This is a genomic window from Archangium sp. (assembly GCF_036388035.1).
GTDB lineage: Bacteria > Myxococcota > Myxococcia > Myxococcales > Myxococcaceae > Archangium.
This window is the reverse complement of the sequence record NZ_DASVSO010000185.1, coordinates 1-22,913: the sequence shown is the minus strand read 5'-3', so window position 1 is coordinate 22,913 and position 22,913 is coordinate 1. Positions and strand designations below refer to the sequence as shown.

Sequence of the window (22,913 nt, the reverse complement as noted above, 5' to 3'; positions counted from 1 at the left end):
GGCTGCCGCTTCGACGCGGAGTGCATCAGCGACCAGTGCACCTCGGTGCTGTGCTCCACCTTCGATGGGCGCTGCGTGTGCAACGATGACGGGGACTGCGGCGCCTCGAACTACTGCCAGGACGAGATTCCCGCCAACCCGGGCGACAACGACTGCGTGCCGAAGAAGGCGAACTGGGTCTCGTGCAGTCGGGATGGCCAGTGCCAGTCCGGGGCGTGCGGCGGCTGCGCTGACCTGACGGGCTGGTGCTACACCCCGCGCTCGAAGGCCTACGGGCAGAGCTGCAAGGCGGACACCGAGTGCACGACGGACCGGTGCAGCGCGGACTGCTACGTCAACCCCACGGGCACCTGCTTGTGCGACAGCGACTCGCACTGCGCCAGCACCCAGTACTGCGGTTGGGGCACCAACTCGGGCAACTGCCAGAACAAGAAGTCCCGCGGCGCGGTGTGCTCCAGCAACCGCGAGTGCCTGTCGAACAACTGCCGCTGGTCGTTCACCTGCGCCTGAGCGGGCCCTGAGCACGACGGTTCCCCTCCAGGAGTCGGAGGGGAACCGGGCCCGTGCGTCAGGCCCTACTCCTCGTAGATGCCGATGGCGCCGGGCACGCGCGTCTCGTCATTGCCCATGAAGGCCACGAGGACGCGGTGCCTGCCGTTGTGGGTGTCCACCTGGATGTCGGAGACGCGGCTGGCGCACAGCCGCGTGCCGAACTCGGGGCAGCCGTAGGTGCGCACCCCGCCGTTCAACCGGTAGACGATCCCGAGCCAGCGGGCGCCGGTCCAGATGCTGCCATCGGTTGGATCGGCCGCCACGGTGCCGAGCTGCTTCTCGGGAGTATTCACGTACTGGACGTCGTTGCCGTCGATGTCCATTTTCGCGAGCCCGCGGGTGAAGGAGCTCACCCAGACGGTGTCGCCGAGCACCGCCATGCCGGACACATGGTCATCCACGCGCTCGTTGGGGTGGGGCATGGTCGGCTCCTGCACGGCGTCCTTCCAGATGTCGATGCGGTTGCTGGCGTTGGCGCGGGCCTCGGTGGCCGTCTGGGCCGCCCAGAAGTTGTTGCCCGTGGTGCCGTAGCGGAAGCGCGTGGAGCGGTTGGCGCCGCCGAAGATGACGTCGCCGCTCGAGTGCACCGCCACGCCGTAGTAGGCGTCGGTGAGCAGGACGTCGCCGCCGCTCTCGCCGTGGGCGTTGAGGGCGGGGTGGGTGTGCTCCTCGATGCCGGAGCAGCGCAGCTGCCCGTTGCAGGTGGGGTTGCCCGGGAAGTCGGCATCCGCGCGGGCGAAGCCGTGGTTGGCGCCGAACCAGATGCTGTTGGTGCTCTCGTCGTAGGCCAGGCGCAGCACGTTGCAGAGCTTCTCGCGGCCCTCCGGCTCGTCACGCACCACGTTGGGGCCGGAGAAGATGTCGTAGTGGACGACGGAGAGCTTCCCGTCCGCGCCGAGCGTCACGCGGTCCGCGTCGCCGCTCTTGTAGCGGGCCGGGTTGCGCCGGATGCCGTCCCAGTTGTTCTCGCAGTGGTCGGCGCCCTTGCCGGGCATGCCCTCGTAGCCCACGAAGACGGTGTTGGCCGGGCCGCCCGCCACGGAGATGACCTTCAGGTACTTGTCTCCCGGAGGGGCGCTGCCGTCGGGCATGTAGCCGTAGGGGCGCAGGCCGTCCGCCATGGTGAAGCGCCGGAATTGCGTGGCGCCCGGCTCCAGGAGGAAGAGCCCGTCCTCACCGCCGGCCACCCAGACGTTGCCGCTCTTGTCCGACGACACGCCGTAGACGCGCCGGGGGCCGCCGTGCTGGGTGCCGAAGAACTTCCAGCCCGCGGGCGAGGGGAAGTTGATGGCCGCCTCCGGCGGAGGTCCCGCGTCGGGTGGCTGCGTGCCCGCGTCCGGCGACTGGGTGCCCGCGTCGGGTGGCTGCGTGCCCGCGTCCGGCACCGGCTTGCCCGCGTCCGGCACCGGCGTGCCCGCGGGGTTCCCCCCATTCCCCGGGCCCGGGTCGACGGGAATCGGAGGGGGCTTCGTCGCGCCGTCCTCGTCCCGCCGCGGCGTGTCCAGTCCGGGATTGCCCTGCTCCGACTGGTCCCGCCCCGCCTGCTTGCAACCCACCCACATCGTGCCCGTCATGACGAGCGCCGCCGCCCACCGCCATCCACCCTTCATACCCTGCCCACCATCCGAGTCCGGGTGCCGACACGGCACCCCCGCCCCTCGCTCCATCGCAAGCCGGGTGCCAGCCTGTCCCCTCTGGGGGACGGGCCCGGGCGTCGGCTCCCGGACAGCGCGTGGGTAGGCCGATGCCCACAGGCGGCAGCGTGCTGACCCCTTTACGCCCTCAACCGTGCTACTTCCGGGGCCAATGGCCGGAAACGACACACGGGGCCGCACGCCGCTCTCCCTGGTGGGGCAGGACCCCGACCTCCTCTTCTACACACGCCAGGCGACCGAGCGCGGTGGGCCCGTGCTGGTGCTGGGCTCGGCCACCGGGCGCGTGGCCTGGGCGCTGGCCGAGCACGGGCTGTCGGTGCTGGGGGTGGAGCCCTCCGAGCGGATGGTGCGGACCGCCGAGGAGCCGCGGGCCTCGGAGTCCCCCGAGGTGTCCGGCCGGGTGCGCTTCCTCCACGCGGATCCGCGCTCGCTGCGCCTCTCCGAGCGCTTCCCCGTGGTGCTCGCCCCGCAGAATGCCCTGGGGATGATGGGCTCGCCCGAGGATCTCGAGACGATGCTGGCCACGGTGCGCCACCACCTCGAGCCCGGGGGCACCTTTCTCTACGACGTCCTCAACCCGCCGCCCGAGCCCACCGCCTCCTCGCGCGACGACGAGGAGCCCGGGAGCGCGCTGGAGCCGCGCCGGCCGGTGTTCTCCTTCCACCTGCGCGAGCGCCGGCAGCCGGGCGCCCCGCTGGGCATCCGCCGCCTGCGGCTGAGGCCCTTCAGCGCCGAGGAATTGGACGCGGCCATGGCGGCCTGTGGGCTCACGCCTCGCGAGCGCTACGGGCACTTCGACGGCAAGCCGTTCGACCCCGAGGACGCGCGGCACATTGGCGTGGTGGAGGGGTAGGGAAGCGCTCGCGGGGTGTTTTGACACGAAGTGTTGGGAAGTGGGATCTTCCCGGGCCTGTTCGCCCAGGAGCCCGCCCATGCCCGCAAGCGCCGCCGTGCTGACCGCTGTTTCCCCGCGCGTGAGCGCGCAGTTGATGCAGGAGGGCTACGCCTACCTGCCCGCCGTCTTCGACACGCCCTTTCTCCGGGCGCTGGAGCGCGAGTGCGACGAGATGGCGGCGCGGCACTACCGGGTGGAGAACATCGACCGGCACGCGGCCTACCTCAGTGACAACACGCCGACGCGCACCAGCCACGCGATGATGATCAGCACCGGCCCCAGTCCGTTGCCGACGGTGTCGCACGAGGGGCTGTCGGCGGTGGATCGCTTCCTGCGCTTCCACGACGAGGTGTTGGGGGCGCTGCTGGGGGCGGAGGTGCCGGCCTCGAGCCGCTCCATGCTCAACTGGCAGACGTACCTGAGTGGCAGCAAGCCCGTCACCGAGCACTTCGATGGTGAGTACCTGGACTACCGCAAGGACGAGGACGGTGGCTTCACCCTGCACGAGGGGCTGCTGCCGCGGCTGGTGGTCATCCTGACGCTCTCCAACCAGAACGAGGGCGAGCTGCAGGGCACGGTGCTGCGGGACACGGGGACGGGGAAGGAGGCGTCTCCGCCCTCGAGGCCCGGGGACGTGCTGGTGTTCGACAACGTGCGCATGCGCCACAACGTCCCCATGCTGGAGAAGCCGAGGCGGATGGCGGGGCTGCGCAGCTTCGACTTCCGGGCGGTGCACTTCGCGCGGACCGAGGCCAGCTGCCGGCCGGGGGCGAGCTACCGGCGGATGCCCGAGGGGCTCGTCTCCGAGGACGTGGACGCCGTGGCGGTGCACCAGGAGTTCCTTCGCGAGCGCTGGCCCCGGGTGCGGGAGCTGCAGCGGGCCGAGGGCGCCCTCTTCTAGGCAAGGACGGACCATGCGGACGATTGAACGTCGGGAGCTGCTGTCCCCCGGGGCGAGGATTGGCGGCGAGTGGATTTCTGGGGAGACGCGCTTCGCGGTGAGGGATCCCAGCGATGGCTCGCTCATCGCCGAGGTCGCCGACCTGGGAGCCGAGGCGGCGCGCAACGCGGTGGGCGCGGCGGCTCGGGCGCTCGTCGGCTGGCGGCGCGCGCCAGCCACCGAGCGCGCCCGGCTGGTGGAGGCCTGGGCCCAGGCGATTGTCGGAGCGCGCGAGGACCTGGCCCGCCTCCTCACCTGGGAGCAGGGCAAGCCGCTGCGCGAGGCCCAGGGGGAGATCGACCAGTGCGCCATCTCCCTGAAGTGGTTCGCGGAGGAGTGTAAGCGGGCCCATGGCCACACCCTGCCGGTCAACAGCGGCCAGGTGCGCAACCTCACCGTGAAGCAGCCGGTGGGCGTGGTCGCGGCCATCACCCCGTGGAACTTCCCGGCCGCGGCCGTGGTGGTGAAGTGCGGTGCCGCCATCGCCGCCGGGTGCACCGTGGTGCTCAAGCCCTCGGAGCTGACGCCGCTCATCGCCCTGGCCTTGAGCCGGCTCGCCGTCGAGGCGGGCCTGCCCGCTGGCGTGTTGAATGTGGTCCCCTGCTCGAGCCCGGGGGCGGTGGGCGAGGTGTTGGCCACGGATCCGCGGATCCAGATGGTCTCGTTCACCGGCTCCATCGGGGTGGGGAAGACCCTGATGGGCAAGGCCGCGAGCACCTTGAAGAAGGTGGCGCTGGAGCTGGGCGGCAACGCGCCCTTCATCGTGTTCGAGGACGCCGACGTCGCCCAGGCCGCGGACGCCGCCGTGGGGGCGCGCTTCTACAACAGCGGGCAGATCTGCATTGGCGCCAACCGGTTCTTCGTCCAGGACGCGCTCTATGAGCGGTTCGTCGAGGAGCTCGCCGCCCGGGTGTCCCGGTTGCGGCTGGGCACGGGCCTGGAGCCGGAGACCCGGGTGGGGCCGCTCATCAACGAGCAGTCGGTGGCCAAGGTGGCCTCCCTGGTGGACGAGGCCGTGGCCCAGGGTGCTCGGGCGGTGACGGGCGGCCGGCGGGCGGCCCGGGGCGGGCTCTTCTACGAGCCCACGGTGCTGCGGGATGTGACGCCGGCCATGAGGCTCTACCGGACGGAGATTTTCGGCCCGGTGGCGCCGGTGTACCGGTTCACCGAAGAGGACGAGGTCATCGCGCGGGCCAACGAGACGGAGGCCGGCCTGGCGGCCTATGTCTACACGGCGCGGCTGGGCCGGCTGTGGAGGCTCTCCGAGGAGCTGGAGGCCGGCATGGTGGGCGCCAACACGGCGTCCATCTGCGCGCCGGAGGTGCCCTTTGGCGGCATCAAGCAGTCGGGCCTCGGCCGCGAGGGGGGCCTGGGCTGCCTGGACGAGTTCCTGGAAGTGAAGAGCATCTGTTTTGGGTTGTGAGGGCCCCCATGAGCGAGGCACGAGCCTGTCGTGACGTCTGGCGGTTGATGAGCGAGCTGACGAAGGACGGGCGCATCGTCCGCAACTTCCATCAGGACATCCGGATGGAGGACTGGCTGGTGGAGACGGAGCTGTTCTCCCGGGAGGCGCTGGAGGCGTACACGGCGTGGAACCTGGGGCATGAGCTCCGGCCGGAGCAGCGCCGCTGGTTCTCCGAGAACCGGGGCGGGGCGCAAGGCGACTACCGGGAGGGCATGCGCGAGAAGGTCGCCAACGTGGTCGACTGCCTCACCCGGTTTCCCGCCTCGAAGCGGGCGGTCATCACCATCCCCAACACAGCGCGGCCCAAGCACGACTTCGACGGGGACGCCAAGTGCATGCGGGAGCTGCACTTCCACCGCAACGGGGACGCGCTCGATGCCACCGTGCTCTTCCGGGCCCAGGCCGCGCTCATCTTCCCCAAGAACATCCACTTCATCGGCGCGCTGATGGAGGAGGTGGGGGCGCGGCTGCCCGGCAAGCCCCGGCCCGGGCGCTTGTTCTACCTGACGTCGGTGCTGGTCGCCGACAGGCAGTGAGGCGCCGTCAGCGGTCGAAGCGGTAGCCGAGCCCCCGCACGGTGATGAAGTGGCGGGGCTGCTCGGGGTCCACCTCGAGCTTGAGCCGCAGCTGGCGCATGAAGTTGTCCACCGTGCGCGCGCTGCCCACGTAGTCGTAGCCCCAGGCGGCGCTCAGCAACTCCTCGCGGCTGAAGGTGCGCCCCGGGTGGGCGAGGAAGTGGGCCAGCAGCTTGAACTCCTGGGCGGTGAGCTCCACGGGCTGCCCGGCCCGGGTCACCGTCTTGGCGGCGGGGTCCAACAGCACGTCCGCGAAGGACAGGGGCGCGGGCTGCCCCGCGGTGGGGAAGCGCCGGCGCAGCACGGCCTTGATGCGCGCGAGCAGCTCCTGCAGCCCGAAGGGCTTCACCACGTAGTCGTCCGCGCCCAGGTTGAGGCCGAGAATCTTGTCCGGCTCGGCCCCCTTGGCGCTGAGCACCACCACGGGGGTGTCCCGGCCGCGCTGGCGCAGCTCCTTGAGCACCTCGTAGCCGTTGAGCTCGGGCAGCATCAGGTCCAACACCACGAGGTCCGGCGCCTCGTCGAGCGCGCGCGCCAGCCCCTGCCGGCCGTCCTGGGCCTGGAGGATCTCGTAGCCCTCGAAGCGCAGGTTCATGGACAGGCCGGTGAGGATGGCCAGGTCATCCTCCACCACCAGGATGCGCAGGGGCTTGTCGTCGCTCATGCCTTGGCCACCGGAATCTGGAGGGTGAAGCGGCTGCCCTTGCCCAGCTCGCTCTTGAGGAGGATGCGTCCGCCATGAGCCTCCACCAGGCGCTTGGTGATGGCCAGTCCCAACCCGCTGCCCTCCGTCTTGCGGGTGAGCAGATTGTCCACCCGGTAGAAGCGCTCGAAGATGCGTTTGCGATCCCTCGGCGCGATGCCCATCCCGTGGTCCTCCACCGAGAAGTTGACCCATTTGCCCTCGGCCTGGACGCTCAGGGCGATGCGCTTGTCCTCGCCGCTGTACTTGTAGGCGTTCTGCAGCAGGTTGAGCAGGGCCCCGGCGATGGCGTCCCGGTCCACCTGGACGGGGGGCAGGTGCTCGGGGACGTCCACGGTGAGCTGCATGTCCCCCTCCAGCCGCTGGGCCCGGAAGGCGCTGACGGCGGACTCCACCAGCACCGACACCGGCTGGAGCTCCCGGTGGTACTCCTTGCGCCCGCTCTCGATGCGCGACCAGTCCAGCACCCGCTCGATGAGGGTGCTCAGCCGCTCCGTCTCCTGGGTGAGCATCTGCAGCACCTGTTGCGTCTGGGCGGGGTCCTTCACCCGGCCCAGGGCGAGCGTCTCGATGAACATGCGGATGGAGGTGACGGGGGTGCGCAGCTCATGGCTCACCAGCGAGACGAAGTCCGTCTTCATGCGCGACAGCTTGGCCTCGCGGTACAGCACGCGGCCGGTGTACGCCACGCCGAAGGTGAGGGTGAGGTAGAAGAGGGCGAGCAGCACGACGTACACCACGCGGTTGCGGGTGGAGGCCCGGGCGATGGGGTCCTCGCCGGTGGCCAGCACGCCGAGCCGGAAGTCCTGGAGTGGTGGGTTGAGCACCCGCTCGGCGAGCACCTGGGGCCCGAGCGCGTTGGCCCGCGCCTGCGCCACCTCCAGGGCCAGTTTTCCCATCAGCCCCTCGCCCGTCGCCTCCTGGCGGGGGAGGAGGGCGAAGCGCACCGGCTCGCTGGAGGACACCCAGCCCTCGGTGCGCTCGGCGAGCAGCGCCTCCACGGCTTCCTGGGACAGGCGCACCCCGTGCACCTCGCTGCCGTGGCGCTCGGCGGCGAGGAGCGCGGCGCGCCCGCCCACCATGAGGGAGAAGACGGAGGTGCCGAAGGGGAAGTCCTCGGCCGAGGAGCCCACGGCATTCAGGGCGGTGGCGAGCTCCGCGTCGCTCGTGTCCACCTGCTTGCCCTGGAGGTGGAAGGACGTCGTGGACAGCACGCGCCCGTCGGGAGCCAGCAGGCGCGACCTGCCCTCCACCTGGTGGAAGCGCGAGGCCCGGAGCGCCTGGGGCAGCTCCTCGGCGAGCGACTCCAGCGTGCCCTGCCAGGCGGCCTCCAGGCGCTTCTCCACCGCGGCGCGCTCGTTGATGATGGCCACCACGCCGAAGCCGGACAGCCCCGCGGAGGGCAGCACGACGAGGACGATGAGCAGCGCGAAGGTGCGCCGGAAGCTGAGGATGATGGAGGGCTGGGAGCTCGGCACGGCCCCTCTCCTTTACCCTGAAGTGGGCCCGCGCTTCAGGGCTGACCGGCGTCCGGGGGCGTGCCGGCGTGCGCCAGCCGCTCGCCGGTGGTGGCGAAGAGCGTCATGCGGGCGATGTCGAGCGCGCGCTCCTTGTCGGCGCCCAGCCAGGTGATGACGAGGCCACAGGGGGTGTCGTCGTCCCAGGTGACGACCTGGAGCATGCCCGGCACGGGCTCGCGGCGGGCGGCGGCCTTGCCCAGGGCGGGCACCTCCACGCCGCCGGCGCGCAGGGTCGGGGCCAGCAACTCCCGCACGTCCGCGCCGTCGAAGCGCTTGCGGCAGTCATAGGCGATGGAGACGGTGATGCCCTTGCGCTCCGCGGACTGGAAGGTGCACAGCGGCCCGCAGGAGGGGCAGGGCCGCTCCTCCTTGAGGGTGAAGCCGGGCAGCGACTCGCGCACCTCGGGGGGGATGAGGGCCTCGCAGGTGAGGGCGCTCGGCGGGGGCAGCACGCCCGCGTCCACGGGCCCCGCCTCCCGCGAGCGGCACGCGCCGAGCGTCAGTGCCAGCACCACTCCCGCGCCCCTGCCTGCCCTCATCCCTGGCTCCTCCTGTGCGCACCCCGCGCGAGGCCGCGGATGGTAGACCGTTCCACCCCCCGCGTGGCCACGGGAAGTGCGCCCCCTGCCCGCTGTCGGACGCTGCGCGGGCCGCTCGTCGGGAAGGCCGCCTTGTCCTCGTCCCGGGGCGGGGGGTGGACTAAGCTGCGCCTCCCTCTCTCTCTGTCCGGAGATGTCCTCCATGCGCGCCAGTGTCATCGGCTCCGGCTCTTTCGGGACCGCCCTCGCCAACGTGCTCGCGGTGAATTGCGAGCAGGTGGGCCTGTGGGGCCGGGATTCCGCCCTCGCCGACACCCTCAACACCCGCCACGAGAATCCCTCCTACCTGCCGGGCATCCCCATCTCCCAGCGCGTCCAGGCCACGACGAGCCTGAAGGAGGCGCTGGAGGGCTCGGAGATGGTGGTGCTGGCCACGCCCAGCCACGCCACGCGCGAGGTGGTGGCCAGCGCCCTGCCGCACCTGCCCCGCCACGCCCCCGTCATCACGGTGGCCAAGGGCATCGAGAACGAGACGCTCCTCACCATGACGGAGCTGCTGGAGGACTGCCTGCCGGAGGAGTTCCACCCCTACGTGGCCGTCCTCTCGGGCCCCAGCTTCGCCAAGGAGCTGGCCCAGCGCATGCCCACCGTCGTCACCATCGCCTCGCACTGGGAGAAGGTGGCCGTGCGCTGCCAGAAGGCGCTGCAGACGGACACGTTCCGCTCCTACACCTCCAATGACGTGATGGGGGTGCAGTATGGCGGGGCGCTCAAGAACGTCATCGCCATCGCCGCGGGCATCGCGGACGGGCTGGGCATGGGCCACAACGCCCGCGCGGCCATCATCACCCGGGGGCTGGCGGAGATCACGCGCCTGGCGGTGCGCAAGGGCGGCAACCCGCTCACCCTCTCCGGCCTGTCCGGCATGGGGGACCTGGTGCTCACCTGCACCGGCGAGCTGAGCCGCAACCGGCATGTGGGCATGGAGCTGGGCCGGGGCCGCTCGCTCCAGGACGTGCTCGGGGACATGAAGCAGGTGGCCGAGGGCGTGAAGACGGCCAAGAGCGCGCGGGACCTGGCGCGCAAGCTGGGCGTGGAGCTGCCCATCTGCGAGCAGGTGTACGCCATCGCCTACGAGGGCAAGAGCGCCCGGGCCGCGGTGGTGGAGTTGATGACGCGTCAGCCCAAGTCCGAGCTGACGTGAGCGCGGGCCGGGGCGGCCCTCAAGCGGAGCGGCCGCCCACGCCCTTCACGCGCCAGACGGTGTGGCGCTGGGTGGTGGTGTGCGAGATGAGCACGCCGTCCTGCTGCATCTGGTCCAGCAGCCGCACCAGCATGCCGCGCTCCAGCTCCAGCACGCTCGCCAGCTCCGGGGCCATGAGGCCCGCCGGGTGGCGGCGCAGCTCGTCGACGATGCGCCGCTTGAATTCGACCTTGGCGGCACCATCCATGTGCTGGGCCTTGGAGGCCTGGAGGATGGCGAGCGTCACCAGCCCCAGCACCAGCAGGCCGAGGGCGGGGTAGACGATGTGGCTGTTGCGCTCCAGCAGCTCGAAGTAGTCCGGGTCCACCGACGAGGCGGGCCTGTCGGGACCCGACTCGAGGCCGGGAAGGGAGAGCTGCGCGAGCAGCAGGGACAGGGAGGAGAGGGGGAGCGGCGTGAGCACGGCACCGGGACTGTAAGGGCCCCGGTGCCGGCCCGCAACCCTCTGGCTCGGGAGGGCCTACGCCACCCCGAGGTTGGGCACGTCGTCCTCCTCGGCGAGCAGCCCGAGCTCCTCCGCCGCGTCCCGCCGGGAGGAGAGCACCTCCAGGCCGTGCGAGCCGCTCTCGGCGACGACGCCGAGGTTCTGCGAGGCGCCCTCGGCGAACAGCGTGGTGTCCGCCTTGGCCAGCAGGCTGGCGAGCCCCTCGCGCTTCGCGGCGCTGATGGCCACGCCGCCGTCACTGCGCAGCAGCGACTGCACCTCCTCGGGGGAGAGCAGGTCCGCCTTGTTCCACACCATCAGGCGCGGCTTCTCCATGAGGCCCAGCGACTCGAGGATGCCCTCGACGGCCGCCACCTGCTCGTCGCGCGCCGGGTCTCCCGCGTCCACCACGTGCAGCAGGAGGTCCGCGTCGTAGAGCTCCTCGAGCGTGGCGCGGAAGGCGGCCACCAGGTCCTTGGGCAGGTCCCGGATGAAACCCACCGTGTCGGTGATGATGACCTCGCGCTCCTGGGGGAAGCGCAGCCGGCGGCTGGTGGGGTCCAACGTGGCGAACAGCTTGTTCTCCGCGAGGACGTCCGAGCCGGTGATGGCGTTGAGCAGCGTGGACTTGCCCGCGTTGGTGTAGCCCACGATGGAGATGACGGGCAGCTCGCGCCGGTTGCGCTGGGCGCGACGCACCTCGCGCTCCCGCGAGAGCGAGTCGATGCGCTTCTCCAGGTTGTTGATGCGCTCGCGCGCGCGGCGACGGTCGATCTCCAGCTTCGTCTCGCCGGGGCCGCGTCCGCCGATGCCACCGGCCAGACGGCTGAGCGAGGTGTCGCTCTGGACGAGCCGCGGCAGGCGGTACTTGAGCTGGGCCAGCTCGACCTGGAGCTTGCCCTCGGCGCTCTGCGCCCGCTGGGCGAAGATGTCGAGGATGAGCTGGGTGCGGTCGATGACCTTGAGGCTGGTGGCCTCGCTGATGTGGCGGCCCTGCGAGGGGGTGAGGTCCTTGTCGAAGATGAGGACGTCCGCCATGGCCTGCATGGAGCGCAGGTTGAGGTCCTCCAGCTTGCCGCGCCCGATGAGGTAGCGCGGGTCGGCCTCGCGGCGCATCTGGAGCACGCTGTCGATGACCTCGACGCCGGCGGTGCGCGCCAGCTCCTTGAGCTCCTCGAGGCTGGCCTCGGCCGTGGCCCGGTTGCCGTCGAGGCACACGGCCACGAGGATGGCCTTCTCCCGGCCGCTCACGGTGCGAGCGGCGGCCTTGCGGCTGAGCTCCTGCTCCAGGGCTTCCAGCGTGGACAGCACGTCCGGCTGGTCGTCATGGACGTTGGGGAGCGTGGAGACGCTCCAGAAGTCGCCGGTGCCGTTCTCGGGCACGAGGTGCGCGTAGTGCACGACGCCGGGCAGACCGCTGGAGGTGACGCCCACCGCGGCGACCATGTCCAGGCGCAGCAGCGCGAGGTCCGTCAGGTCGTCCTTGGTGAGCGGCTCGCTCTTGAGGTGGGTGTGCACCAGGCGCAGACCCCTCAGACGCACCTGGCCGGCGCGGGCACGGCCGATGTCCGGCAGCTCCAGCTTGTGGGCGTTGCCCACCACCACGTACTCGATCTCCCCCTTGCGGTTGAGGAGGACGCCGACCTGCCGGTTGGTCTCGCTCGACAGCTCGGTGAGGTGGCGGGCGAGCTCCGGCGAGATGATCTCATGCGGAGAGACGCGACGCCGGTAGGTGTTGCGCAGCCGGCTCTGCTCGCTTGCCTTGAGTCCAAGGGTGTTGCCGTAGATTTCCTTCAAAAGAGTCCTTCTCCCGCGCGGGTGGAAGGGCGTCCGCGCAACGCCGTCGGTCTGCTACCCAGAGGATAGGGGCCTTCTGCCCCGGATTCACCCCCGCGTTCGCCGAAGGGCCGACCTCGTACAACACGCGTCCGAGGTAAGACCTTCCAGGGGCCCTCCGATAGAGAGGGAGCGCCTTCCGGCTCGAAGTGATTTCCGAGGACCCGAAAGGCCGACCTCGTACAACACGCCCCCACGGCGAGTCCTTCCGACATACGTTTAGATGGTGAACCTTTCCGGACGTGATGCGGTGCGCGCCGCGCGGCGCGTGGTGGTGAAGATTGGGACCAACGCCCTGACCAACGCCACGGGGCGCTTCAACCGGGCTCACTTCGAGGCGCTGGGCGAGGACCTGCTGTGGGCGGCCCAGGGGCGGGAGCTGGTGGTGGTGTCCAGCGGCGCCATCGCGCTCGGCGTCGAGCGGCTGGGACTGCCCGCGCGACCCAAGGACATTCCCGGCAAGCAGGCCTGCGCGGCGGTGGGCCAGAGCCGTCTCATGCAGGCCTACGAGGAGGCCTTCGGCAAGGTGGACCGGCGCGTGGCCCAGGTGCTCCTCACCCACGGGGACGTGCAGGACCGGCGCCGCTACCTCAACGTGAAGCACGCGCTGGAGCGCCTCATCGCGGCCAACGTGGTGCCCGTCATCAACGAGAACGACACCGTCTCCGTGGACGAGCTGAAGTTCGGTGACAACGACACCCTCGCCGCGCTGGTGGCCGGCGTGGTGGAGGCCGACGCGCTCATCATCCTCTCCGACGTGGAGGGCCTCTTCACCGCCGACCCGCGCAAGGACCCGGACGCCCGGCTGCTCTCCCAGGTGGATGCCGTCACCCCCGAGCTGCTCGCCCTGGCCGGGGGCTCCGGCTCCCTGGTGGGCACCGGCGGCATGGCCACCAAGATTCGCGCCGCCGCGCGCGTCACCGAGCTCGGCGTCCGCTGCCTCATCACCTCGGGGGCCGTGCCCGGCCGCCTGCGCTCCGTGCTGTCGGGCGAGCCCACGGGGACCCTCTTCGAGACCCCCGGCACCCGGCGCAGCGCCCGCACGGCGTGGATCGCCCATGCGCTCAAGCCCAAGGGGCGGCTCCTCGTGGACGCGGGGGCGCGCGAGGCCATCGTCGTGGGCAAGCGCAGCCTGCTGCCCTCGGGCATCCGCGCTGTGGAGGGCGACTTCGGACGGGGAGACCCGGTGGACCTCGTGGACGAGCAGGGGCAGGCCTTCGCCCGCGGGCTCAGTGCCTACGAGGACGGGGAGCTGCGGCGCATCGCCGGGCTCAAGAGCGCCGACATCGAATCGGTGCTCGGCTACCGCTACCTGGATGAGGCCGTGCACCGCGACGACCTGGCGGTGCTGTAGCCCGGCTCAGATGGGGCGGCCGGAGCCGCGCTCGTCGGCATCCGCGGCCAGGTCCATCAGCGCGCGGAACTCCGGCGAGTCCACCTTCATGAGGAGCAGGGACACTTCCAGGTCACCCGGATAGCGGCCGAGCTGCACCTTGCGCTCCTGGCCGTGCAGCAGCGCCAGCTCCGAGTGCCCCTTCACCTCGGGCAGCATCAGGTCCAACTCCAGGTGGAACGTCTCGCCCTCGGCGGTGGGCGTGAGCACCAGCCGGTAGTCCGGCTCGCTGGCGCCCGGCTTGCGGCGCTCGGCGCGCAGGGTGCGGCCCGTCTCCCCCAGCAGCTTCGGTTGGGCCACCAACCGCCCCTCACGCCGCACCTCCAGCGCGAAGTACAGGGGCTCGGCCTTCGCTTCCCGGGGGACGGCCGCCAGGCATGCCAGTCCCACCAGCGCCAGCCCGAGCCACAGCTTCTTCATGAGGGTGGAGCGCTTCATGGTGGGTCCTCTCTAACGAGGCGTCGTGCCTCGCCGTGGGGCATACCGTCGGTTGAGCACGCTCCGGCCAAGCGTGCACGGCGGCGACCCCTAGGAATATCCCACTTACACGCCGAGCGCGAGCCCACCCCCCGTGCCCGCCCCCTCAGCGGGCCCCAGGTCGGATCCGCTCACCCATGGACACACCTGCTCGGCTGTTCAGCAAAAAGCTGTTCAGGTGCCTGCTCGCCGGGTAGATCCAGGGCACCCCGGAGCGTGAGCGGGCGTGCGCACCCGTCTCGCCTCCCCGCCTTGACCCGACCTGACGCTTTTGCGCATTGTCGAAAACTCCCGATGGACCGGACCGAACGCCTCCTCGACCTCGTAGCCCTCTTCCTGGACGCTCGGGAACCCATCTCGTGGGCGGAACTGCGCGAGCACTTCCCCCACGACTACATGGGCATTTCCGATGACGCCGCCGAGCGCAAGTTCGAGCGTGACAAGGCGGAACTGCTGGAGCTGGGCTTTCCCCTCACCTACATCCAGGGAGATGACGAGCGGCGCGACGGCTACGTCGTCGACCGCGACGCCTACTACCTGCCCGAGGTGGACCTCACCAAGGAGGAGCTGGCCGTCCTCTACGCCGCGGGCAGCGCCGCGCTCACCTCCGGGGCCTTCCCCGGCCGGGATGACCTGTCGCACGCGCTGAGGAAGATTGGCTTCTTCGCCGGCCACGCGCTGCCCACCCCGCGCGTGCGCATGGAGCTGGGCTCGGAGCAGGGCAGCCCGCAGCTCGCCGCGCACCTGGAGCAGCTCTGGGAGGCGTGCGCCGGGCACAAGTGGGTGCAGATGTCCTATGCCTCGCCCAAGCAGCCGGAGCCCACCGAGCGCAAGGTGGACCCCTACGGGCTCGTGCTGCGCCGGGGCATCTGGACGCTGGTGGGCTACTGCCACCTGCGCCAGGGCCCGCGCACCTTCCTCGTGCACCGCATCCGCTCGCTCAAGGCGAACACCGCCCGGCCGCGCACCCCGGACTTCGAGGTGCCCGAGGGCTTCGCCTTCGACGACCACGTCGCCAGCTACCCCTGGCAGCACCGCTTCCACGCGCGCCTGGATGTGCGCCTGCGCCTCACCGGCGAGCTCCTGTCGCGTGCGGCCGCCCTCTTCCCGGGTGCCAGCGCGGCCCCGGCCGAGGACGGGGAGGGCGTGCTCGTGGACTTGCCGGTGACGTTCCTGGATGGCCTGCTGCGCTTCTGCATGCAGCTGGGGCCGGCCTGCCGCGTGGAGTCTCCCGAGGAGGCCCGGACGCGGGTGAAGGAGATGGCCACGCGCATTCTCGAGAAGCACGGTGTCCCCGAGGAGGTGGCGGCATGAGCGTCCACGAGCGTCTGCGCCGCCTGCTGTTCCTCGTGCCCTTCGTGTCCTCGCGCCCTGGCATCTCGGTGGAGGAGCTGGCGCGCGCCCTCAACGTCAGCCGGGAGCACCTGCTGGAGGATCTGGACCTGCTCGCCTGCGTGGGCCGGCCCCCCTTCAACCCGGACGACTACATCGACATCTACGTGGAGAACGATCGCGTCTACGTGGACCTCGACCAGCGCCTGTCCGCGCCGCCCCGGCTCACGGTGGGCGAGGCCTCGGCCCTGGCCGCCTCGGCGGAGCTGCTGCGCCCGGCCGCCGGAGATGCCCTGCGCAGCGCGGTGGAGAAGCTCGAGCGCGTGCTGCCGCCGGGCATGCACGAGCGCTTCCGCGAGATGTACCGGAAGATCGACGCCGCGGTGGAGGCGCCCCAGGCGCTGGGGCCGCTCACCCGGGCCATTCACGAGCGGCGCGAGGTGACGTTCGACTACGCCACGCCCGGCCGGGGCGCCCCCGAGTCGCGCCGCGTGCGGCCCCACGAGCTGCTCAGCCACCGGGGCCAGTGGTACCTCCAGGCGTGGGACCTCAACCGCCAGGACGACCGGCTCTTCCGGGTGGACCGGATGGAGGGCCTGGCCGTCACCGACACCCCCTTCCAGCCCCGGGAGGGCGCTCGCGCCGAGGTGCCCAACCCGGCCCGGACGGATGCCGCCGTCCGGGTGCGCTTCACCCGGCTGGTGGCCCCCTACGTCCGGGAGCGCTTCGGCGAGGACGCTCGCCTGCTCGCGGATGGAGGCGTCGAGGTCCGGGTCGCCGGTGACAATGAGCGCTGGTTGACGCAGTGGGTGCTATCGTTCGGCGGCGAGGCCGAGGTGCTCGAGCCCGCTTCGGCCCGTGCGGCCGTGGCCCGTGCGGCGAAGGCCGCCCTAGGAGTCTGAGGTTTTCATGAGCTTCCAGCTGACGATCGCCGAGGGCAAGGAGGCCGGCAAGGAGCTGTCCTTCGAGCAGGACTCCGTCCTCATCGGGCGCGTCACCGAGTGTGACGTCGTCCTGTACGACGCGGGCATCTCCCGCCGCCACTGCCGCATCTTCTCCGAGGCGGGCGACTACTGCGTCGAGGATCTCGGCAGCTCCAACGGCACCCGCGTCAACGGCACCACCATCTCGGGCAAGCAGTCGCTGGCGGATGGGGATCAGATCTCGCTCGGCGGCGTGGTGTTCGTCTTCAAGCAGGTGGCGAGCGAGGCGGCCGAGGAGGAGCCGCCTCCGAGCGCCGACAGCACGCGCATCGTCTCGGTGGAGACGATGTCGCGCCCGCGCGGGCGCACCCAGAGCGAGGCCCTGGTGCCCGAGGGCGCCAACCCGGAGGAGCTCGAGGAGGCGCGGCTGAGCACCACCCGCCCCATCCAGGCCATGAAGCCCCGGGCGACGGCCGCCCGTCCCGGACTGCCGGCCTCGACCTCGAGTGCGCCGGCCCGGCCCGCCCGGGCGGGAGGCTCGGCCGCCATCGAGCGCGCGCCCGCCTCGGCCGCGGCGCCCCGGCGTCCCGGGACCAACGCGGTGGCGCGGCCCGTGTCGGAGGCCCCGGGGAGTGGCCTGTCCGCCGCGGAGCGCGCCCGCATCAAGCGCGAGTCCTCGGGGATCGCGGCCCAGTTCAAGCTCTTCTGGCTGGATGCGAGCCCCAAGGTGCGCAGCGGCCTCATCGGCGCGGCCGTGGTGATGGCGCTGGGCGTCATGGGCACGGTGTACTGGCTGGTGCTCAGCGGGGAGGCGAAGGTGGCGCGTGGCCCCGAGCCCGTCACCCTCACCCGCGCGCCCATCGCGGACTCCTTCGGCCTGGGGGATGACGTGACGTGGGAGCACGCGGACCAGAAGGTGTTCGAGTGGGAGTACACCGCCGCCACGCGCGCCCTGGCCATCCTGCGCTTCCAGTCGCAGGGCATCTCCGAGGGCGAGGTGCTGGTGACGATCAACGGCGTGGACGTGGGCAAGGTGGCCGCGGACACGCTGGCCAGCGGGGATCGCTTCCTGGACATCATGATTCCCTCGCAGCTGCTCAAGAAGGGCGAGACGAACCGCATCGTGTTCGACAACACGAAGAACCCGCCCGGCGAGGACACGTGGCGCATCTGGAACGTGTCGCTGGAGAAGGTGCTGCTGCCGGAGATTCCGCCCGAGCAGCTCGTGGACGAGGCGCGCAAGGCGTACTCCCGCGGCCGCAAGAACATGGAGACGGCGGAGGTGGGCGCGCGCAACCGCTACGAGGCGTGGAAGTCCTTCCGCGAGTCCTGGCTGCTGCTGGAGGCCCACCCCGAGCCCAAGCCGGACCTCTACTTCGAGTCGCGCGAGCGCGTGAAGGAGACGCAGAAGGAGCTGGATCGCGTCTGCGCTAAGCTGATGCTCGAGGTGGAGAGCTACTCCAACAAGGAGAACTGGGAGGCGGCCTCGTCCACGTTGGACCACATCCGCGAGTACTTCCCGGACGACTACGACCAGGCCTGTGCCCACATGGCCGAGGTGAAGCGCGCCAGCCTCGGGCTGTAGCGCTTCTGTCCGGCGGACAACGGCGCAACCTCCCAGGGGGATGACCCGGGGACGGGGACCGCCGGTTGCCGGATCGTCCGGCCGTTCCCACCCTTTCCCCACCATGCGTGAGCGGGAGGTGGGGATCAGCACGGAGGCGAGGGAGCGCACCGGCGAGCAACCGGTGCGGGGGGTTGGCTGCCCGCCTGCTCATGAGCCGGTGTGGAGCCCGCACGTCTCGTCGGCCTTGCTGGCCCGCTTCTACCTGCCGCGAGAGCACTCGCTGCTCCAGGGCAATCGCTGCCAGCTGCTGCGCGACGGGGTGGAGGCCTACCCGGCGATGTTGGCGGCCATTCGGGGGGCTCGCCGCTACGTCCACCTCGAGACGTACATGTTCATCACCGACGCGGTGGGGGAGCTGTTCGGCGAGGCGCTGGCGGAGGCGGCCGAGCGCGGCGTCCACGTGAAGGTGCTCTATGACGCGCTGGGCTCCTGGACGAGCCGGCGCAGCTTCTTCGAGGCCCTGCGGGCGCGCGGGGTGGACGTCCGCCCCTTCAAGCCCTTCACCAGCCTGAGCCGGGGCCTGCGGCACCTGCTGCGCAGGGACCACCGGAAGATTCTGGCGGTGGACGGAGAGGTGGCCTTCATCGGCGGGGTGAACATCTCCGCCCACTGGGCGCCCGAGGGCGAGGGCGGGGCGTGCTGGCGGGATGACGTGCTGCAGGTGGAGGGCCCGGCGGTGTACGAGCTGGAGCGCCGCTTCGTGGCCACCTGGCGCATGGCGTTCCAGGACTACTTCCGCACCTGGCGCGAGGCGCGCCGTCGACGTCGCCGGGCCGCGCGGCGGGATGGGGGAGAGGTGGGCCTGGCGGTGCTCTCCAGCCGCCGGAGCATCCACCGGGCGTACCTGCACGCCATCTCGCGAGCGCGCCGCAGCGTGCTGGTGGCCGCCGCCTACTTCATCCCGGACCGGAGGCTGGTGGCGGCGCTGCGCGAGGCCGCCCAGCGCGGGGTGGAGGTGAGCCTGCTGCTCAACGCGAAGAGCGATCACCCGTGGCTGGTGCACGCCACGCGCGCCTTCTACGAGAAGCTGCTCACCGCGGGGGTGCGCATCTTCGAGTGGCAGCGCTGCGTGCTGCACGCGAAGACGGCGGTGGTGGACGGGGTGTGGGGCACCATCGGCTCGTTCAACCTCGAGCGGCGCTCGCTGCTCTTCAACCACGAGGTGAACGCCGTCTTCATGGACCCTCGGCTGGGCCGGCTGCTGGAGGAGTCCTTCCGCGGCGACTGCGAGAGCTGCCAGGAGGTGGACCTGGAGAAGTTCCGCCGCCGGCCCTGGTGGCAGAAGCTTTGCGAGCGCGTGCTGTACGCCTTCCGCAAGGTGCTCTGAGCCGGCGCTCCCCGCCGCTCAGTTCGTGTGCGCGGCGGTGCCCGTGCGGCGGGCCTGGAGCGCGTCGCGCAGGGGCACCACCTTCGTCTGGGAGAGGTTCACCGGGGTGGAGAAGGCGTCGTCCTTCGCGTGCTCGTTCAGCTTCTTCAGGTGCGCGAGCAACCGCTCCTGCCGGGTCTTCTTTTTGGGGTGGGTGGTGGAGAGCCCGCTGTCCGGCAGCTTCGACAGGAAGGCCACGTACTCCCAGGGCGCGTAGCCCGCCGCCGCCATCAACTCCACCGCCTCCTGGTCGGCGGTGAACTCGTCCTCCTCGCGCAGGCCCTTCTCGGAGAGGTGCTGGACGAAGCCATCGGTGATCGCCTTGATGGCCTCATCGCCCAGCTTGTTGAAGTCGACGTTGGCGGTGAGCTTCTGGAAGAGGTTTCGCAAGTCGCCAGGGGGCAGCCCGAGTCCGAGCTGCTTCGCCGAGTTCAGCACGGCCTTGGCATGCTCGGCTGTCATCGAGCTCTTGCACTGACTCACGAGGAAGCGCTGATACTCGTGCAGCGCGTGCTTGTCCGTGATGTGGGCGATCTCATGCGCGAGGACGCCCGCGAGCTGGGCCTCGTTGTCCAGCCGCGCGAGCAGGCCCTCGGACAGGAAGACATAGCCGCCGGGTCCGCTCACCGCGTTGACGCCCTGGGACTGGAGCACCCCGAACGTCCAGGGGAGGCTGGGCCGGCGGGACTGGGCCGCGAGGTTCTTGCCAATCTTGTTGAGCTGCTCGTGCACGGCGTGGGCGTCCAGCCCCTGGATGAGCCCACCGCCCTGGCTCACCCAGTTGACGCCCACCGCGCCGCCGAAGGCGTACTCTTCCTCGACGGTGATGGAGCGGGCCTCCAGCGCCTTGCACTCCTTGCCAATCTCGGCGGCGCGGTCGCTGGCTTCCTTCTGGTCCGTCACGAGCTGCTTCATCATCGGACTCCCGGAGGTGCGCGCGTACTCCTCGACGGCGGCACAACTCGAGAGGCCCCCCACCATCAGACATGCGACGAGGGGAGTCACCTGGCGCCGGTTCATCACTTGCCTCCCTTCTTCGCCACCTGGGCGTGGCCCACCACCTCGGGCAGCCCGCCCGCTCGGGCGTACTCGGTCACCTGCACGTCGTCCACGCGGGCGGCGAGCTTCTCGAGCGCGATGAGCTGCTGGACGCTCTGGGGCTTGGGCAGCGACTTGCCATACTGGATGGCTCCAGGCCCCAGGGCCTTCACGGCCGCGCCCGAGGAGGCGAAGGCCTCCGGCGACAGCGGCTTGCCCGGGCTCTTGCTCGTCACCTCCATGGAGGGCGGAGAGACGCCGAGGTTGGCCTGGTAGATGAAGCCCTCGACGGTGCCCTTCTTGTCCACGGCCACCTTCACCTTGCACCAGGGCGAGCCGGCGACGCGGCCGTCGTAGGTGACGTCCTTGCCCGGTTGCAGCACCACGAGCGTGTCCGCGGTGGGGCTGCTCGAGGCCTTCAGGTGGGTGTGCTTCGCCTTGACGTACAGCGTGCCCCCGGCCTTCACGGCCAGGGCCGTGCCTCCGGACAGGGTGCACACCAGCGCCAGCAGCGCGGGAAATCTCGGACGGCTCACGGTCACTTCTCCAGGCTCACCACCCCATCGAAGGGGAGGGGTGGGGGATTCAATGCGTAACGCTCGCAGCGCGCAAGCAGCGCCCGGCTGGGGCCATCCTCCGGATCCACCGTGAGCGCCTCCCGAAGCCCCTGGGCCGCCTCCTCGAAGCGGGCCTCGCGGTAGAGCGCGAGCGCCCGGTGGTAGCGCTCCACGGTGGCGCGCTTCGCCTCGGGCAGCTCTCCGGCGCGGGCCAGCAGCTCGTACACCGTCACCGCCTCGGCCTTGCCCGCCACCCGCACCCGGTCCAGCTCCCGCACCTCAATCCGCTCGCGCGCCAGCGCATGGGTATGCGGGCCGATCATGATGACGGTGTCGTAGGCCTTGTTGGCGCCCTCCAGCCGGGCGGCCAGGTTCATGCCGTCGCCGATGGCGGTGTAGTCGAGCAGGTGCTCGCTGCCGAAGTTGCCCACGAACATCTCCGCCGAGTTGAGGCCGATGCGGGTGTAGACGTCCGGCAGGCCCTCCTTCTGGAGCTCGGCGCGCAGCGCGTCTACCTCGGCGCGCACGGCGAGCGCCGCGTGGCAGGCGCGCACCGCGTGGTCCTTCATGTCCATGGGCGCGCCGAAGAGGCACACCACCGCGTCGCCGATGTACTTGTCCAGGCAGGCCCCGTGCGCCATCAGCACCGAGCTGACCCGGGTGAGGTAGCGGTTGAGCAGGGCCACCAGCGCCTTCGGGTCGTCCTTGAAGCGCTCGCTGAAGGTGGAGAAGCCGCGGATGTCGGAGAAGAAGGCGGTGATTTCGCGCGTCTCCCCCTCCAGCGAGGGCAGCTTCTGCTGCTCCACCAGCTCATCCACCAGCGTCTTGTCGAGGAAGCGGTTGAAGGCCTCGCGCAGCCGCTCGCGCTCGCGGTTGGCGAACATGTGGTTGAAGGCCACCGCCGAGAGGGTGGCGAACTCGCCCGCGTAGGTGGGCATGGCGCTCAACACGTGCACCTGGCCGTGCTCGAGGAACAGGCCGGTGACGAGGAAGAAGCCGAAGTAGAGCAGCAGCGGCCAGGCCAGCTCCAACAGCGGCGAGCGGGTGAGGGTGATGAGCGTCACGGAGAGGAGCGCCACGAAGAGGGTGAGCAGGAGCGACACCCAGAAGGGCGCGTCGGTGATGAAGCCGCCGGACAGGAGCGCCTCCAGCATCACCGCGTGCTTGACGAGGCCGGGGGCGTCACTCTGGAAGGGCGTGGCCTTCACGTCGCTGGTGCCCACCGCCAGGCCGCCCACCAGCACCACCTTGCCGCGGAAGGTGCCCTCGGGGAGGACGGGGGCGTAGGGCGTGCCCTTCGTCCGGTGCTCCTGGCGGCGCGCCCAGTCCTCCAGCACCGCGTACACGCTGAGCGCCTCGAAGCGCTCCTTCCACGTGCCGCCGAAGTCCAGCTCGGCGCTGCCGTCCGGGTTGATGGGCAGCTCGCGGGCGCCGAGCTTCAGCCTGCCGGGCGCCAACTCGATGCGCTCGGCGCCGAGGATGTCCGCCGCCGCGGCCAGGGAGAGCGTGGCATAGGTGTTGGCGCCGTCCGAGTACGCGAAGCGGGTGCGGCGCAGGCGTCCGTCCTCGTCCTCCTCCTGCATGACGAGCCCGAAGCCCGGCGCGGTGCGCACCAGGTCCGGCAGGGGCGGCACCGGGTGGCGCATGAGCCGTGCCTCCTCGCTCGAGCGCTGCTCCAGCGAGGGCAGGACGAGGCCCGGGTGGTGCACGGGGAGGGCGAGCGCCTGGGCCACCTCCTCCGGCTTCAGGGGGGCGGGCCCCTCCGTCTCGACGAAGTCGTCCTCGAGCGCGCCACCCGCGGGCACGGCCTCGACGAAGTCCTCCTCGGAGGC

The 22,913-nt window shown here is 70.9% G+C and carries 21 protein-coding genes; 11 read left to right on the top strand and 10 right to left on the bottom strand.

The features are described from left to right. The coding region (locus tag VF697_RS08125) for a Dickkopf N-terminal cysteine-rich domain-containing protein (RefSeq protein WP_331092962.1) at nt 1–510 on the top strand (510 nt) is incomplete at its 5' end. Nucleotides 511–575: 65 nt separating this feature from the next. Here the strand turns inward: VF697_RS08125 and VF697_RS08120 are convergent. Then, a complete protein-coding gene (locus tag VF697_RS08120; RefSeq protein WP_331092960.1) occupies nt 576–2,162 on the bottom strand; it encodes a hypothetical protein in 1,587 nt (528 codons plus the stop codon). Nucleotides 2,163–2,358: 196 nt separating this feature from the next. On the opposite strand from VF697_RS08120, the gene VF697_RS08115 reads away from it, so the two are divergent. The 4 genes from VF697_RS08115 (at nt 2,359) to VF697_RS08100 (ending at nt 6,043) form a co-directional block, all read left to right on the top strand. Next, a complete protein-coding gene (locus tag VF697_RS08115; RefSeq protein ID WP_331092958.1) occupies nt 2,359–3,060 on the top strand; it encodes a class I SAM-dependent methyltransferase in 702 nt (233 codons plus the stop codon). Nucleotides 3,061–3,139: 79 nt separating this feature from the next. Then, a complete protein-coding gene (locus VF697_RS08110; protein ID WP_331092956.1) occupies nt 3,140–4,003 on the top strand; it encodes a hypothetical protein in 864 nt (287 codons plus the stop codon). A 13-nt stretch (nt 4,004–4,016) separates the two neighbouring features. Further along, the gene (locus tag VF697_RS08105; RefSeq protein ID WP_331092954.1) at nt 4,017–5,465 is read left to right on the top strand and encodes an NAD-dependent succinate-semialdehyde dehydrogenase; all 1,449 of its coding nucleotides are present in this window, start codon (nt 4,017–4,019) and stop codon (nt 5,463–5,465) included. Nucleotides 5,466–5,473: 8 nt separating this feature from the next. Continuing rightward, nucleotides 5,474–6,043 (top strand): hypothetical protein, encoded by a 570-nt coding sequence (locus tag VF697_RS08100; protein ID WP_331092952.1) that lies wholly within the window; start codon nt 5,474–5,476, stop codon nt 6,041–6,043. A gap of 7 nt (nt 6,044–6,050) precedes the next feature. Here the strand turns inward: VF697_RS08100 and VF697_RS08095 are convergent, their stop codons facing one another. From VF697_RS08095 to VF697_RS08085, 3 genes are read right to left on the bottom strand one after another with little or no spacing between them, the layout of a single operon-like run. Beyond that, on the bottom strand, nt 6,051–6,746 hold the full coding sequence (locus VF697_RS08095) for a response regulator transcription factor (protein WP_331092950.1): 696 nt from the start codon (nt 6,744–6,746) through the stop codon (nt 6,051–6,053). Then, entirely contained in the window at nt 6,743–8,263 is a 1,521-nt protein-coding gene (locus tag VF697_RS08090; protein ID WP_331092948.1) for a sensor histidine kinase, read from the bottom strand. The genes VF697_RS08095 and VF697_RS08090 overlap by 4 nt, the downstream gene beginning before the upstream one ends. Nucleotides 8,264–8,298: 35 nt before the next feature. Next, nucleotides 8,299–8,844 carry a hypothetical protein gene (locus tag VF697_RS08085; RefSeq protein ID WP_331092945.1) on the bottom strand — a complete coding sequence of 182 codons (546 nt, stop codon included), beginning with the start codon at nt 8,842–8,844 and terminating at the stop codon, nt 8,299–8,301. 202 nt (nt 8,845–9,046) lie between these two features. Between VF697_RS08085 and VF697_RS08080 the strand changes: the two genes are divergently transcribed. Then, complete coding sequence (locus VF697_RS08080; RefSeq protein WP_331092943.1) at nt 9,047–10,048, top strand: NAD(P)H-dependent glycerol-3-phosphate dehydrogenase; 1,002 nt, start codon at nt 9,047–9,049, stop codon at nt 10,046–10,048. 19 nt (nt 10,049–10,067) lie between these two features. On the opposite strand, the gene VF697_RS08075 is transcribed toward VF697_RS08080, so the two are convergent. Continuing rightward, nucleotides 10,068–10,511 (bottom strand): hypothetical protein, encoded by a 444-nt coding sequence (locus tag VF697_RS08075; protein ID WP_331092941.1) that lies wholly within the window; start codon nt 10,509–10,511, stop codon nt 10,068–10,070. Between the two features lie 57 nt (nt 10,512–10,568). After that, nucleotides 10,569–12,329, bottom strand: a complete 1,761-nt coding sequence (gene hflX / locus VF697_RS08070; protein ID WP_331092939.1) for a GTPase HflX — start codon at nt 12,327–12,329, stop codon at nt 10,569–10,571. A gap of 262 nt (nt 12,330–12,591) precedes the next feature. On the opposite strand from hflX, the gene proB reads away from it, so the two are divergent. Then, nucleotides 12,592–13,722 (top strand): glutamate 5-kinase, encoded by a 1,131-nt coding sequence (proB, locus tag VF697_RS08065; protein WP_331092937.1) that lies wholly within the window; start codon nt 12,592–12,594, stop codon nt 13,720–13,722. Between the two features lie 6 nt (nt 13,723–13,728). Here proB and VF697_RS08060 read toward each other — a convergent pair whose 3' ends face one another. Then, on the bottom strand, nt 13,729–14,199 hold the full coding sequence (locus VF697_RS08060; RefSeq protein WP_331092935.1) for a hypothetical protein: 471 nt from the start codon (nt 14,197–14,199) through the stop codon (nt 13,729–13,731). 333 nt (nt 14,200–14,532) lie between these two features. On the opposite strand from VF697_RS08060, the gene VF697_RS08055 reads away from it, so the two are divergent. The 4 genes from VF697_RS08055 to VF697_RS08040 all read left to right on the top strand — a co-directional run bounded on the left by VF697_RS08055 (nt 14,533) and on the right by VF697_RS08040 (nt 19,447). Then, nucleotides 14,533–15,552: a WYL domain-containing protein gene (locus VF697_RS08055; protein ID WP_331092933.1), complete on the top strand. Its 1,020-nt coding sequence runs from the start codon at nt 14,533–14,535 to the stop codon at nt 15,550–15,552. Then, the gene (locus tag VF697_RS08050) at nt 15,549–16,472 is read left to right on the top strand and encodes a WYL domain-containing protein (protein WP_331092931.1); all 924 of its coding nucleotides are present in this window, start codon (nt 15,549–15,551) and stop codon (nt 16,470–16,472) included. The genes VF697_RS08055 and VF697_RS08050 overlap by 4 nt, the downstream gene beginning before the upstream one ends. A 7-nt stretch (nt 16,473–16,479) precedes the next feature. Beyond that, nucleotides 16,480–18,078 (top strand): FHA domain-containing protein, encoded by a 1,599-nt coding sequence (locus VF697_RS08045; protein WP_331092929.1) that lies wholly within the window; start codon nt 16,480–16,482, stop codon nt 18,076–18,078. Between the two features lie 103 nt (nt 18,079–18,181). Next, nucleotides 18,182–19,447 (top strand): phospholipase D-like domain-containing protein, encoded by a 1,266-nt coding sequence (locus VF697_RS08040; RefSeq protein WP_331092927.1) that lies wholly within the window; start codon nt 18,182–18,184, stop codon nt 19,445–19,447. Between the two features lie 18 nt (nt 19,448–19,465). Here VF697_RS08040 and VF697_RS08035 read toward each other — a convergent pair whose 3' ends face one another. From VF697_RS08035 to VF697_RS08025, 3 genes are all read right to left on the bottom strand, one after another. Beyond that, nucleotides 19,466–20,506 (bottom strand): M48 family metalloprotease, encoded by a 1,041-nt coding sequence (locus VF697_RS08035; RefSeq protein WP_331092925.1) that lies wholly within the window; start codon nt 20,504–20,506, stop codon nt 19,466–19,468. Further along, nucleotides 20,506–21,060: an SH3 domain-containing protein gene (locus tag VF697_RS08030; RefSeq protein WP_331092923.1), complete on the bottom strand. Its 555-nt coding sequence runs from the start codon at nt 21,058–21,060 to the stop codon at nt 20,506–20,508. The genes VF697_RS08035 and VF697_RS08030 overlap by 1 nt, the downstream gene beginning before the upstream one ends. 2 nt (nt 21,061–21,062) lie before the next feature. Further along, nucleotides 21,063–22,913 (bottom strand): adenylate/guanylate cyclase domain-containing protein (locus VF697_RS08025; protein ID WP_331092922.1); only part of this gene is annotated, 1,851 nt, incomplete at its 5' end.